The following is a 13,212-nucleotide window of genomic DNA, read 5'->3' on the forward strand; positions in this document are numbered from 1 at the left end:
CGGCGCCTTCCTGGATGTCTCCCAGGACCGGACCCGACCGATGAGGAAGGGTGCGCCGCGTGCGGATTTGCCGCCGCGGGCTTCCCCACGGCGGCGGCGGGGATATGGCATGCGGCCGACCCCGGGGCAAGACGGCCGCGGCGCCGGCTGAACGATCAGCGCGATTCCGGACCAGTCATTGCGCCGTCAATATCAGCCTGCCGCTGCCTGTTGCCCTGCCGCGGCTTCGCCGTGGCAGGCTGTGACGGATCTTGGGTGGAAGGCAAGCAATCCGGGGTCCCCGCGGCGACGCGCAGCGGCGTCGTGGGGAATGCTAGACCGCCTCCACCTCGGCGATGCCGGGCACCACGCGCATCTGCTGGATCAGGCGGGGCGAGACGTTGAAGCCGCCCGGCAGAGCCAGCTCCACCTCCTGCCCCTGGCCGGTGCGCGCCACCACCACCACCCGGCCGCGGCCGCGGCCCTCCTTCGCCAGCAGGTCGCGGATCGCCGGCACCCCGGCCTCGCCCTCCAGCCAGAGCCGGATCCCCTGCCCCACCTGCTGCGCCGCCTTCTCCAGCCCCTCGAAATCCTGCGCCGTGAGCCGCAGCATCTCGCCGTCCAGCCGCGCCTCGGCGGTGCAGAGCACGGCCGTGCCCTCGGCGAGCAGCTCGCGCGAGCGGGAGAGGACCTCGGAGAAGAGCGTCACCTCGTAGCTGCCGGCGGCATCGGATAGAGTGACCCAGGCCATGCGGCTGCCGGTGCGGGTCGGGCGCTCCTTGCTCGCCACCACCGTGCCGGCCAGCTTCAGCCGCGCCGCGCCGGCCCTGGCCCGCTCGGCGATCCGCGCCGAGGGGATGACGCCGAGCCGTTGCAGCACCGATTTGTAGGTGTCGAGCGGATGCGCCGAGAGGTGGAAGCCCACCGCCTCGGCCTCGAAGGCAAGCTTCTCGAGCTGCGGCCAGTCCGGCACCTCCGGGATGCGCAGCGGCTCGGGGCGGGAATCGGCGCCGCCGAAGAGGGCGATCTGGGCGCTCACCCGCGCCTCCGCCGCCGCCTGGGCGCGGCGCAGGATCACCTCGGCCCCGGCCACCAGCCGGGCACGGTTGGGCTCGAGCTGGTCGAAGGCGCCGGCCTTGGCCAGGTTCTCGATCTGCATCTTGTTCAGCAGCTTCGGATCGACCCGGTGGGCGAATTCGGCGATGGAGCCGAAGGGCCCCCTGGCGTCGCGCGCCCGCACCAGGTCCTGCATGGCCTGGGCGCCGACGCGCTTGACCGCGGCGAGGGCGAAGCGGATGGCCTGCTTGCCCTCCTCCGTCGTCTCCACCAGGAATTCGGCGCCCGAGCGGTTCACGTCGGGCGGCAGGACCGGGATGCCGAGCCGGCTCGCCTCCTGCATGTGGTTCGCCAGCTTCTCGGTCTTGTCGAGATCGAGCGTCATCGAGGCGGCGAGGAAGGCGACGGCGTGGTTCGCCTTCAGCCAGGCCGTCTGGTAGCTGACGAGGGCGTATGCGGCAGCGTGCGACTTGTTGAAGCCATATTCCGCGAACTTCGCCATCATGTCGAAGATCTCGGTCGCCTTCTCCGGCGAGATGCCGTTCCTCACGGCGCCCTCGGTGAAGATGGCCCGCTGCTGCTCCATCTCCTTGGCGATCTTCTTGCCCATGGCGCGGCGCAGCAGGTCGGCGCCGCCGAGCGAGTAGCCCGCCAGCTCCTGGCTGATCTGCATCACCTGCTCCTGGTAGACCATGATGCCGAAGGTCTCCTCAAGGATGGGATGGATCTTCGGATGCGGGCTCTCCCAGGGCTCGCCATGCTTGCGCTGGCAATAGGCGGGGATGTTCGCCATAGGGCCGGGACGGTAGAGCGAGACGGCGGCGATCAGGTCCTCGAAGCGGTCGACGCGCATCTGCCGCAGGCAGTCCCGCATGCCCGCGCCTTCGAACTGGAACACCCCGGCGGCGTCGCCGCGGCGCAGCATCTCGTAGGTCTTGCGGTCGTCGAGCGGGATGGCGTTGATGTCGACCTCGATCCCCTGCCCCTTCAGGATCTCGAGCGCCTTCTGGATCACCGTCAGCGTCTTCAGGCCGAGGAAGTCGAACTTCACCAGGCTCGCCTGCTCGACATACTTCATCGAGTACTGGGTGATCAGCATCTCCGAGCGCGGATCGCGGTAGAGCGGCACGATCTCGATCAGCGGCTTGCGGCCGATGACGACGCCGGCGGCATGCGTGCTGGCGTTGCGGTAGAGCCCTTCGAGCTGGTTGGCGATCTCGAGCAGCCGCGCCACCTGCTCGTCGGCGTCGCGCATCTGCTGCAGCCGCGGCTCCTCCGCGATCGCCTGGGCGAGGCTGATGGGCTTGGCGGGGTTGAACGGGATCAGCGAGGCGATGCGGTCCACCTGCCCATAGGGCATGCCGAGCACGCGGCCGACATCGCGCACCGCCGCCTTGGCCTGCAGCTTGCCGAAGGTGATGATCTGCGCCACCCGGTCGGCGCCGTATTCGCGGCGGACGTAATTGATCACCTCGTCGCGCCGGTCCTGGCAGAAGTCGATGTCGAAATCCGGCATCGAGACGCGCTCGGGGTTGAGGAAGCGCTCGAACAGCAGGCCGAAGCGCATCGGGTCGAGATCGGTGATGGTCAGCGCCCAGGCGGCGACCGAGCCGGCGCCGGAGCCGCGGCCGGGCCCGACCGGGATGTCGTGCCGCTTCGCCCATTGGATGAAGTCGGCGACGATGAGGAAATAGCCTGAGAAGCCCATCTGCTCGATGACGCCGAGCTCATAGGCCAGCCGCTCGCGATAGGGCGCCCGCGCCGCCTCGGGCATCTGCGCCGCGTCGAGCCGCGCCTCGAGGCCGCGCACCGCCATGTCGCGCACCGTCTCGGCCTCGGTCATGCCCGGCTGCACCTTGGGGCAGACCGGCAATTCGGGCTTCTTCGTCTCCACCATCACCGCGCAGCGGCGGGCGATGGCGAGGGTGTTGTCGCAGGCCTCCGGCAGGTCGGCGAAGGCCGCCCGCATGGCATCCGCCGGCTTGAACCAATGCTCGGCGGTGACGCGGCGCCGGTCCTCCTCGGCCAAGGTGCGGCCCTCGGCGATGCAGAGCAGCGCGTCATGCGCCTCGTGCATCTCCGGCGCGGCGAAATAGACGTCGTTGGCGGCGGCGATCGGCAAGGCGAGCTCGTCCGCCAGGGCCAGCATCGCCGGCTCGATCGCCTTCTCCACCGGCAAACCGTGGCGGTTCAGCTCCACCGCCAGCCGGTCCGGGAAGGCGGCGGCGAGGCGGCGCAGCAGCGCCTCGGCCGGGGCGCGCCGCCCCTCCGCCAGCAGCCGGCCGATCGGGCCGAAGGTGCCGCCGGTCAGCAGGAACAGCCCCTCGGCATGCTCCTCCAGCGTCGTCAGGCGAAGGCAGGGGCGGCCGGAGGCATCGCCCGCGAGATAGCCGCGGGAGGAGAGACGCTGCAGGTTGTCGAGCCCCCGCGCATCCATGGCCAGCGCCACGATCGGATCCGGCGGCTGCCGCTCCGCCTCCGGCCGCTCGTCGCTCGCCGTCCGGCTGAGGAAGAGCTGGCAGCCCATGATCGGCTGCACGCCCTTGCCGGCGCAGGCCTGGGAGAATTCCAGCCCGCCGAAAAGGTTGGCGCTGTCGGTCAGCGCCACGGCGGGCATGCCGGCCGCCCTGGCCAGGGCGGCGAGCTTCTCCGCCTTGATGGCGCCTTCCGAGAGCGAATAGCTGGAATGGGCGTGGAGATGGACGAAGGAACCGCCGGCCGAGTCGCTCATGCCGGGCAGGGTAGCATGCCGGTCCGTCTCCCGGCACACTCGCCCGCATGCCGGAAGACCAGCGCCGCGGGGATCGCCGCACCATCGCCGCCGGCGTGCTCGCCATGGTGCTGTTCAGCGGCAATTTCGCCTCGACCCGGCACGGCCTGGCGCATGGCCTCTCGCTCGCCGACCTGGTGCTGCTGCGCTCGACCACCGCTGGCCTGCTGATGAGCCTGCTGCTCTGGCGCATCGGCCTCGGCGGGCTGTCGCTGGCGCGGGCGGCGGTGCTCGCGCTGCTCGCCGGCGCGCCCTACTACCTGCTGACCGTCGCGGCGCTGCAATTCGCGCCGGCGACCCATGCCTCCATCCTCAATCCCGGCGCGACCGTCCTCTTCGCGCCCCTCCTCGGCTGGTGGGTGCTGCGGCAGGCGCCGGAGACGGGGGTGCGGGCCGGCCTCGGCATCCTCGGCGCCGGGCTGCTGCTGATCGGCGGCGCCTCCCTCGCCGAGGGCGGCGGCCGGGCCTGGATCGGCGACCTGCTGCTGCTGGCGAGCGGCTTCACCTGGGCGCTCTTCGGCGTGCTGATGCGGCGCTGGCAGGTGCCGGGCACGCGCGCCGCGGCGGCGGCCGGGGCACTCTCCCTCGCCTGGGTGCCGCTGCACCTGCTGCTGCTCGGCCCCGGCGGGGTGCCGGCGCATCCGGGCGAGGCGCTGCTGCAGGCGGTCTATCAGGGACTGATCGCCGGCGGCATCGCCGTCGTGCTCTACAGCCGGGCGGTGGCGCTGCTCGGCCCGGCCCGCGGCGCGCTGCTGCCGCCGCTGGTCCCGGCGCTCGGCGTCTTCTGGGCCTGGCTGCTGCTCGGCGAGCAGGTGAGCCCGGTGCAGCTCGCGGGCATGGCGCTCGTCGTCCTCGGCATGCTCTGCGGCGCGCTGTGGCGGCCGGGCACCGTGCGCCGGCGCACGGACGCGGAATCCAGGCCTGCCTAAACCGCGGCCTCCCGCTGCGAGGACCTGCCCATGCCGCGCCTGCCCCTGCTCTTCGTCACCACCGCCGCCGCCTGCCTCGTCCTCGGCACCGGCCTGGGCATCGCCATGGGGATGGCGCATGACTTCCAGCTCGCGCCGGTGCATGCGCATCTCAACCTGCTCGGCTGGACCTCGCTGGCGCTGATGGGCCTCACCTACCGGGCCTGGCCGGCGCTGGCAGCGCCGCGCGGCATGGCGATCGCGCAATACCTGCTCTCGGCCGGCGCCGCCCTCGCCTTTCCCTGCGGGATCTATCTCTCCATCGCGCAGGGGCAGCCGGGCCTCGCCATCGCCGCCGCCCTAGTCTGGTTGGGGGGCGCGCTGCTCTTCCTGGCGCGGCTCATGCTGCTGCTGCTTCGCCACCCGGCGGCGGCGCCGGTCGCGGCGATGCCGCTGCCGGCCGAATAGGGCCTCAACCCGCCACCACCCGGCCCTCACGCAGCGTCACCACCCGGTCCATCCGCGCCGCCAGCTCCGGGTTGTGCGTCGCGATCAGCGCCGCGAGCCCCTGCCCGCGCACCGCCTGCAGCAGCTCCTCGAAGACCCGGTTCGCCGTGCCGAGATCGAGATTGCCGGTCGGCTCGTCGGCCAGCAGCACCTGCGGCGCATTGGCCAGCGCCCGGGCGATCGCCACCCGCTGCTGCTCGCCGCCTGAGAGGCGGCCCGGCCGGTGCTGCTCGCGCCCCGCGAGCCCGAAGCTCGCCAGCAAGCCGCGCGCCCGCTCCCGCGCCGCCCGGCGCGGCGTGCCGGCGGCGAGCTGCGGCAGCACCACATTCTCTTCCGCCGTGAATTCCGGCAGCAGGTGGTGGAACTGGTAGACGAAGCCGATGGCGGTTCGCCGGATCGCCGTCCGCGCATCGTCCGACAGCGTGCCCGCCGCCCGGCCGGCGACGACGACCTCGCCGGCATCCGGCCGTTCCAGCAGGCCGGCGAGGTGCAGCAGGGTCGATTTGCCGGTGCCGGAGGGCGCGACCAGCGCCACGATCTCGCCGGCGGCGAGCGCGAGGTCGGCGCCCCGCAGCACCGGCAGCTCGCCCGCCTCGGTGCGGAAGCGCCGCTCCACCGCCGCGAGGCGCAGCGCCGGGGCCCCGCTTTCCCCCGTCTCATTCATCGCGCAGCGCCTCCACGGGATCGAGCCGCGCCGCCCGCCAGCTCGGCGGCAGGGTGGCGAGCAGCGACAGCAGCAGCCCGAGCCCGACCACCTGGGCGACCTCGAACGGGTCCACCACGGCCGGGATGCGGGTCAGGAAATAGACGTTCGGGTCGAAGACGGTGGTGCCGGTCAGCCGCATCAGCCATTGCCGGATCGCCTCGATATTGGCGCAGAAGAGCAGGCCGAGCCCGAGCCCGGCGAGCGTCCCAGCCCCGCCGATCGCCGCGCCGCAGAGCAGGAAGATGCGCAGGATGGCGCCCCGCCGCGCCCCCATGGTGCGCAGGATGGCGATGTCCCGCCCCTTGTCCTTCACCAGCATGGTCAGCGAGGAGACGATGTTGAAGGCGGCGACCAGGATGATGAGGGTGAGGATCAGGAACATGACGTTCCGCTGCACCTGCACGAGCTGGAAGAAGCCGCCATTGGCATCCTGCCAGTCGGCGATGCGGACCGGCTCGCCGGCGAGCGCCACGCGGATGGCGCCGGCCGCCTCGGCCGAGCGGTCGGCCTGCTTCAGATAGACCTCGATCTGGCTGACGGCATGCGGCATCTGGAAGAAAAGCTGCGCCGCGGCCAGCGGCAGGAAGACGAAGCCGCTGTCGTATTCCTCCATGCCCACCTCGAACAGCGCCACCACCCGATAGGCCCGGAGCCGCGGCACGGTGCCGAAGACCGTCACCCGCCCCTGCGGCGAGACCAGGGTGACGCGGTCGCCGAGGCCGATATCGAGCCGCCGCGCCAGGCCGGTGCCGATGACGATGGCATCCTCCCCCTGGAAGCGCGCCAGGTCGCCGGCCTTGATGTTGTCGGCGATGATCCGCTTCGCCCGCAGGTCCTCCGGCGCGATGCCGCGCACCAGCCCGCCCGCCGAGGCACCGGCATCGGTGGTCAGCAGCACCTGCCCCTCGACCACCGCGGCGGCCTGCGCAACCTCCGGCAGGGCACGGAGGCGGGCGACCAAAGCGGGGTCGTCGGGCAGCGTCCCCTGCGCCGCGCTGATGCCGAGCTGCCCGTTCAGGCCGAGGATGCGGCCGAGCAGCTCCTGCCGGAAGCCGCCCATGACCGAGAGCACGACGATCAGCGTGGCGACGCCGAGCGCGATGCCGACGAGGGAGAAGCCGGCGATGACCGAGACGAAACGCTCCCCCTTGCGGGCGAGCAGGTAGCGCGCCGCGACAGCGCGCTCGAAGCCGCCGAAGGGTCCGGCCTCAGCCATGGCGCAGCGCCTCGATGGGATCGATCCGCGCCGCCCGCCAGCTCGGATAGAGCGTCGCCAGCAGCGAGAGGCCGAGCCCCATGGCGAGGACGGAGGCGACCTCGCGCGGATCGACCGCAGCGGGAAGCTGGGTGAGGAAGAGCAGCTCCGGCCGGAACAGGGGCGTGCCCTCCAGCGACAGCAGCCAGGCGCGCAGGCTGTCGAAATTGGTGGCGATGCCGAGGCCGAGCAGGAAGCCGATCAGCGTGCCGCCGCAGCCCACACTCGCGCCGCAGAGCAGGAAGATGCGCAGGATCGCCCCCCGCCCGGCCCCCATGGTGCGCAGGATGGCGATATCTCGTCCCTTGTCCTTCACCAGCATGGTCAGCGAGGAGATGATGTTGAAGGCGGCGATGAGGATGATCAGGGTGAGGATGAGGAACATCACGTTCCGCTCCACCACCACCGCCGCATAGATGCTGCTGTTCGCGCCCTGCCAGTCGGTGATGCGGTAGGGCCCGCCGGCGAGCATCGCCCGCACCGCCTCGGTCACCGGGGCCACCCGGTCGGGATCGCCGACGAAGAGCTCCACCTGGCTCGCGGCGTGGTCCAGACCGAAGAAGGATTGCGCCGCCCGCAGCGGGATGAAGACCTCGCGTCCGTCATATTCCGGCATGCCGATATCGAAGAGGGCGACGATGCGAAAGGCGCGCTGCTTCGGCGCGACGCTGAAATCCGCGCCGCGGGCCTGCGGCAGGACGAGCGTGACCTGGTCGCCGAGGCGCAGCCCCATGCGCGCGGCGAGGCGGAGCCCGATCACCGCCGTGTCCTCGTCGCCGAAAGCCTCGAGGCTGCCGAGGCGGATGCCGCGGGCGATGACGCCGCGCGCCCGCAGCGCCTCCGGCGCGATGCCGCGCACCATGCCGCCCGCCGCCCCGCCGCGCTCGCCCGTGAGCAGCACCTGGCCGTCGACGGTCGGCGCCGCCTGCTCCACCCCCGGCAAGGCGCGGAGCCGCGCGGCGAGGGCCTCGTAATCCGGCAGGCTGCGGCCGCTCGCCGGATGCACCGTCAGATGCCCGTTCAGCCCGATGATCCGGGTGATCAGCTCCTGCCGGAAGCCGTTCATCACCGCCATGACGATGATGAGCGCGGCGACGCCGAGGGCGATGCCGAGCAGCGAGAAGGCGGCGGTGACGGAGACGAAGCGCTCGCCCTTGCGGGCGCGCAGGTAGCGCCAGGCCACCATGCGCTCGAACGGACCGAACATCGGGCCGGCCTCAGCCGCCCCGGATGCGCGCGACGGCGTCCTCCAGCGAGAGCTCGGCCCGCTCGCCCGTCGCCCGGCGCTTCAGCTCGATGCGGCCGGCGGCGGCGCCGCGGGGCCCGATGATGGCCTGCCAGGGATAGCCCATGAGATCGGCATCGGCGAATTTCACGCCCGCCCGCTCGTCGCGGTCGTCATAGACGGCATCCGGATCGAAGCCGGCATAGAGCCGCTCGGCCAGGGCGTCGGTGCCGGCATCGCCGGGCTTCAGGTTCAGCACCGCGAGGCGGAAGGGCGCCACCGGCTCCGGCCAGCGGATGCCGGTCTCGTCGTGATTTGCCTCGATGATGGCGCCGACGAGGCGGGAGACGCCGATGCCGTAGCTGCCCATCTCGGGTGTGACCATCTTGCCGTCCGGGCCGCTCACCTGCAGCCCCATCGGCGCGCTGTACTTGGTGCCGAAATAGAAGATGTGGCCGATCTCGATCCCCCGCGCGGAGACGCGGTCGGCCTCCGGCACCGTCGCCCAGACGGCCTCGTCATGCTTCTCGTCGGTCGCGGCGTAGCGGCTGGTCCAGAAATCGACGATGGGCGAGAGGTCGCCGTCATAGTCGATGCCCTGCGAGAGCACGTCGAAGTCGAGCAGGTCCTTGTGCAGGTAGACCTGGCTCTCGCCGGTCTCGGCCAGGATGAGGAATTCATGGCTGAGATCGCCGCCGATCGGGCCGGTATCGGCCTGCATCGGGATCGCCTTCAGCCCCATGCGGGCGAAGGTGCGGAGATAGGCGACGAACATGCGCTGGTAGCTGCGCCGCGCCCCGGCATAGTCGAGATCGAAGGAATAGGCGTCCTTCATCAGGAATTCGCGGCCGCGCATGACGCCGAAGCGCGGGCGGATCTCGTCGCGGAACTTCCACTGGATGTGGTAGAGGTTGCGCGGCAGGTCGCGGTAGCTCTTCGCATAGGTGCGGAAGATGTCGGTGACCATCTCCTCGTTGGTCGGGCCGTAGAGCATCTCTCGCTCGTGCCGGTCCTTGAGGCGCAGCATCTCCGGGCCGTAGGCGTCGTGCCGGCCGGACTGCTTCCAGAGATCGGCCGGCTGGATGGTCGGCATCAGGATCTCCTGCGCGCCGGCGGCATCCTGCTCCTCGCGGACGATCTGCTCGACCTTCTGCAGCACCCGCCAGCCGAGCGGCAGCCAGGCATAGATGCCGGCGCTGGTCTGCCGGACCATGCCGGCGCGCAGCATGAGCCGGTGCGAGGCGATCTGCGCCTCGGCCGGGGTTTCCTTCAGCGTCGGCAGGAAGGCGCGGGACAGGCGCAAGGCGAACTCCTGGGATCGGCGGTCTCGGGCACTCCTTTAGACCGGAATCGCGCGGGCGGGGATGGGGTCGGCGCGCGCCCGGCCGCCCTTTGGCGCCGCTTTCGCACGGCGCAACTTTGTTGCGTGAGGGCGGGGACCCGCGCATGAAGGGCGACGATTTTCTGCCCCACACCGCAGTTTCCGTCTTGGCGCTGGCGTGGTCAGCGCGCTAGACGAAAAAAGGGCCGCGCCCGAAGGCACGGCCCGAGTTTAGGGAGGAAACGCCAGTCACACGGCAGAGAGAGGACCAACCCCCTCTCTGACGACCATGGTGGCGCGGAAGGCCAACGCCGGACAACGGCAAAGGCTGCCGAAAAAGCGGAAAAAGCAGGCTCCTAAACGAGAGCCGCACAATTCGCCATCACAAAGCGGCGCAGGCCGGCGTTATCGCCTAATCATTGGGCATGGCCCACCAGCCCGACCGGAAGCTCATCCAATCGCTCTCAACCAGGGCGAAGATGGCCAGCCAGAGAATTGCCGAAACAAGAGTGGTGATAACCACCTTGCGCAGTAGCTGCGGCCGTTGCGGCACGCCGCGCCAGCCGGTCTGGTCGTCGCCTTCCGGATTCGGCTGGGCGCCGATGGGCAGCACGGCGAAAAGCGCGACCCACCAGATCAACAGATAGACGACGACGCCGGTGAACCAGGTCATGAAGCCCTCCGGTCGGATTGGATCGGGAATGGTGCGGAGCGGGCAGCGCCGGCGACGCGGCGCGCCCCGAAGGGCGGCGCCCCGTGCCCTGCCGTCCTCGGCCTTGCCGCAGTCCGGTCGCTAGAGCGCGATCGCTTGAGGTGGACTCACCGAAAAGCGTGCCTCACGTGATCAAACAACGGCCTGGACCATGATCCGCCACCCTGTGTGAGCGGATCATGGTCTAGACCCGCAGCAGATGCACCTCGACATTCGGCCGCTTGCGCAGCCGGCGTCCGACGGATTTCCGCAGCACCGCCCGCGCCGCCTCGCGCAGCGCGTCATCCTCCCGCCGCAGAGCGCTCGGCAGCTCGCCGAGGGCCCGCGAGAGCTCGGAGGCGAGCTGCGCCCCGATCCCCTCCTCGCCGTCGAGCAGCCCGGGCGCCGAGACCTGCGGCGTGCCCAGCACCCGCCCCGCCTCGTCGACCGCGAGCGAGGCCATGACGACGCCGTTGAAGAGCATCCGCTTGCGCGCGGCGAGAACACCGCCGCTGATCGGCAGCAGCCTTCCGTTGTCGACGGCCAGACGCCCGGTCGGCACGCCTTCCACCACGTCGGGACGGCCCGGCGAGAGGCGTAGCACGTCGCCATCCTCGACCAGCACCGGCGTCGCCTGCAGCGACTTCGCCAGCGCCGCGTGTTCCGAGAGGTGGCGCCACTCGCCATGCACCGGCACGGCGAATTGCGGCTTCACCAGCTGGTAGAGCCGCCGCAACTCGTCCCGCGCCGGATGGCCGGAGACATGCACCACGTGGTCGTCGGCGGTCATCACCCGGCAGCCACGGCGGGCGAGCTGGTCCTGCAGCAGCAGGATGCCGCGCTCATTGCCGGGAATCATGCGCGAGGAGAAGATCACGGTATCTCCCTCGCCGAGCGCGATGTTGGGATGCGTGTCGGCCGCGATCTTGGACAGCGCCGAGCGCGGCTCGCCCTGGCTGCCGGTGCAGATGATGAGGAGGTTGTCGTCCGGGATGTAGCCCGCCTCCTCCTCCGGCACATAGGGCGGGATGTCCTTGAGATAGCCGCATTCCCGCGCCGCCGCCTCGGCATTGCGCAGCGAGCGGCCGAAGAGCGCCACCTGCCGGCCGGCGGCCATGGCGGCGCGGGTGATGCTCTCGACGCGCGCCACATTGGTGGCGAAGCAGCTCACCGCCACCCGGCCGGTGAGGCCGCGGATGATGGCGGTAAGATTGCGCCGGACCTCGGACTCGGAGCCGGAATGGCCCTCGACCAGGGCATTGGTCGAATCGCAGACCATGGCGAGGACGCCCTCGGCGCCGATCCGGGCGAAGGCGGCCTCGTCGGTCGGCTGGCCGATCAGCGGGTCGGGATCGAGCTTCCAGTCGCCGGTATGCAGCACGATGCCGTGCCGGGTACGGATGGCGACCGCCTGCGCCTCGGGCACCGAATGCGCCACCCGGAGGAATTCGAGGTCGAAGGGGCCGAGCGCCAGCCGCGCCCCGAGCGGCAGGGTGTTGATCCGCGCCTCGCCCAGCAGCCCCGCCTCGCCGAGCTTCCGCCGCAGCACGGCCGAGACGAAGGGCCCGGCATAGATCGGGCAGCGGAGCTGCGGCCAGAGATGCGCGACGGCGCCGACATGGTCTTCATGGGCATGGGTGATCACCAGCCCGACCAGCCTCTCCCGCCGCGCGGCCAGCCAGGCCGGATCGGGCACCATGACGTCGATCTCGGGGTTTTCCGGGCCGCCGAACCCGATGCCGCAATCGATGGCGAGCAACGCGCCATCGCAACGGTAGATGTTCAGGTTCATGCCGATCTCGCCGGTACCGCCGAGCGGAATGAACGCCAAATCACCGGCCGGATCGGGTCCGGCCGTCGTTACATGATCATCCATGTCGTACCAGGGCTGCGCCGGCCCCGCCGAGGCCGGCCTCACCCTTCCTTTGCCATTGCAAGCGCGATGCGGGTCCGGGCCAGACCCGTGCGGGGGCCAGGAGCCGGATCGCGCTCAGAGCGAGTCGCGGTAGGTCGTCTTTTGCAATTTGGGGACCGGATTGCGTTCCGCCAACAGGCGGAGCCCCTCCAGGGTGATGTCGGGGTCGATCTTCTCAATGATGGTGGTCCCCTCGGCGAAGAGCGGCGCCAGCCCGCCGGTCGCCACCACCTTCAGATGCGTCTCCTGCTCGGCCTGGATCCGACCGACGATGCCCTCGATCAGCCCGACATAGCCCCAGAAGATGCCCGATTGCATGGCAGCAATGGTGTCGCGGCCGATCACCGCCTGCGGCCGGCCGATGCCGATCCGGGGCAGCCGGGCGGCGGCCTTGTGCAGCGCCTCGAGCGAGAGGTTGATCCCCGGGGCGATCACGCCGCCGAGATAGGCGCCATCGGCATCCACCACGTCGAAGGTCGTCGCGGTTCCGAAATCAATGACGATAAGCGGGCCGCGATAGTGGTGGTGCGAGGCGAGCGCGTTCAGCAGGCGGTCGGCGCCGACCTCCTGCGGCCGCTCGACGCGGATGGCGAAGCCCCAATCCACCGCCGCGCGGGCGATCAGCGGCTCGACATTGAACCATTCGCGGGCCAGCCGGCGGAGATTGTAGAGCGCAGCCGGCACCACGGTGCCGATGACGCAGCGGTCGATCTCGGCGACCTTCAGCCCACTGTGCTGCAGCAGCGCCATCAGCCAGACGGCATATTCGTCCGAGGTGCGATCGGCGCGGGTCGCGATGCGCCACCGGCCGCGCCATTCCGTGCCGTCATGCACGGCGAAGACGACATTGGTGTTTCCGGCATCGATGGCGAGCAGCAT

10 protein-coding genes are annotated in these 13,212 nt (G+C 70.8%); 2 read left to right on the forward strand and 8 right to left on the reverse strand.

Features of this window, described 5'->3' with window-relative positions; genetic code table 11:
* Positions 1-313: 313 nt before the first annotated feature.
* Positions 314-3,766, reverse strand: coding sequence for a DNA polymerase III subunit alpha (dnaE, locus tag HJG45_RS12260; protein ID WP_171612402.1), 3,453 nt, complete (start codon positions 3,764-3,766; stop codon positions 314-316).
* A gap of 47 nt (positions 3,767-3,813) precedes the next feature.
* Here dnaE and HJG45_RS12265 point away from each other — a divergent pair, with 47 nt between their 5' ends.
* Both HJG45_RS12265 and HJG45_RS12270 read left to right on the forward strand, forming a co-directional pair.
* Positions 3,814-4,734: a DMT family transporter gene (locus HJG45_RS12265; RefSeq protein WP_171612403.1), complete on the forward strand. Its 921-nt coding sequence runs from the start codon at positions 3,814-3,816 to the stop codon at positions 4,732-4,734.
* Positions 4,735-4,764: 30 nt separating this feature from the next.
* Positions 4,765-5,181: a hypothetical protein gene (locus HJG45_RS12270; protein WP_171612404.1), complete on the forward strand. Its 417-nt coding sequence runs from the start codon at positions 4,765-4,767 to the stop codon at positions 5,179-5,181.
* 4 nt (positions 5,182-5,185) lie between these two features.
* Here HJG45_RS12270 and HJG45_RS12275 read toward each other — a convergent pair whose 3' ends face one another.
* The 7 genes from HJG45_RS12275 to HJG45_RS12305 form a co-directional block, all read right to left on the reverse strand.
* Complete coding sequence (locus HJG45_RS12275) at positions 5,186-5,884, reverse strand: ABC transporter ATP-binding protein (RefSeq protein WP_171612405.1); 699 nt, start codon at positions 5,882-5,884, stop codon at positions 5,186-5,188.
* Positions 5,877-7,142 carry a lipoprotein-releasing ABC transporter permease subunit gene (locus HJG45_RS12280; protein ID WP_171612406.1) on the reverse strand — a complete coding sequence of 422 codons (1,266 nt, stop codon included), beginning with the start codon at positions 7,140-7,142 and terminating at the stop codon, positions 5,877-5,879. Before HJG45_RS12280 ends, HJG45_RS12275 begins: the two co-directional genes overlap by 8 nt.
* The gene (locus HJG45_RS12285) at positions 7,135-8,388 is read right to left on the reverse strand and encodes a lipoprotein-releasing ABC transporter permease subunit (RefSeq protein WP_171612407.1); all 1,254 of its coding nucleotides are present in this window, start codon (positions 8,386-8,388) and stop codon (positions 7,135-7,137) included. The genes HJG45_RS12280 and HJG45_RS12285 overlap by 8 nt, the downstream gene beginning before the upstream one ends.
* A 10-nt stretch (positions 8,389-8,398) precedes the next feature.
* Positions 8,399-9,709 carry a proline--tRNA ligase gene (gene proS / locus HJG45_RS12290; RefSeq protein ID WP_171612408.1) on the reverse strand — a complete coding sequence of 437 codons (1,311 nt, stop codon included), beginning with the start codon at positions 9,707-9,709 and terminating at the stop codon, positions 8,399-8,401.
* A gap of 430 nt (positions 9,710-10,139) precedes the next feature.
* Positions 10,140-10,400, reverse strand: a complete 261-nt coding sequence (locus HJG45_RS12295; RefSeq protein WP_171612409.1) for a DUF1467 family protein — start codon at positions 10,398-10,400, stop codon at positions 10,140-10,142.
* A gap of 223 nt (positions 10,401-10,623) precedes the next feature.
* Complete coding sequence (locus HJG45_RS12300; protein ID WP_171612511.1) at positions 10,624-12,294, reverse strand: ribonuclease J; 1,671 nt, start codon at positions 12,292-12,294, stop codon at positions 10,624-10,626.
* Positions 12,295-12,408: 114 nt separating this feature from the next.
* Positions 12,409-13,212, reverse strand: a complete 804-nt coding sequence (locus HJG45_RS12305) for a type III pantothenate kinase (protein ID WP_171612410.1) — start codon at positions 13,210-13,212, stop codon at positions 12,409-12,411.

It is taken from the genome of Roseicella sp. DB1501, from assembly GCF_013112485.1.
GTDB lineage: Bacteria > Pseudomonadota > Alphaproteobacteria > Acetobacterales > Acetobacteraceae > Paracraurococcus.

Bases quoted from the DNA above. Each gene is read 5' to 3' on its own strand.
- HJG45_RS12275 (WP_171612405.1), bottom strand. From the start codon at position 5,884: ATGAATGAGACGGGGGAAAGCGGGGCCCCGGCGCTGCGCCTCGCGGCG.
- HJG45_RS12285 (WP_171612407.1), bottom strand. From the start codon at position 8,388: ATGTTCGGTCCGTTCGAGCGCATGGTGGCCTGGCGCTACCTGCGCGCC.
- HJG45_RS12280 (WP_171612406.1), bottom strand. From the start codon at position 7,142: ATGGCTGAGGCCGGACCCTTCGGCGGCTTCGAGCGCGCTGTCGCGGCG.
- HJG45_RS12300 (WP_171612511.1), bottom strand. From the start codon at position 12,294: ATGGATGATCATGTAACGACGGCCGGACCCGATCCGGCCGGTGATTTG.
- HJG45_RS12305 (WP_171612410.1), bottom strand. From the start codon at position 13,212: ATGCTGCTCGCCATCGATGCCGGAAACACCAATGTCGTCTTCGCCGTG.
- HJG45_RS12270 (WP_171612404.1), top strand. From the start codon at position 4,765: ATGCCGCGCCTGCCCCTGCTCTTCGTCACCACCGCCGCCGCCTGCCTC.
- HJG45_RS12295 (WP_171612409.1), bottom strand. From the start codon at position 10,400: ATGACCTGGTTCACCGGCGTCGTCGTCTATCTGTTGATCTGGTGGGTC.
- HJG45_RS12265 (WP_171612403.1), top strand. From the start codon at position 3,814: ATGCCGGAAGACCAGCGCCGCGGGGATCGCCGCACCATCGCCGCCGGC.
- dnaE (WP_171612402.1), bottom strand. From the start codon at position 3,766: ATGAGCGACTCGGCCGGCGGTTCCTTCGTCCATCTCCACGCCCATTCC.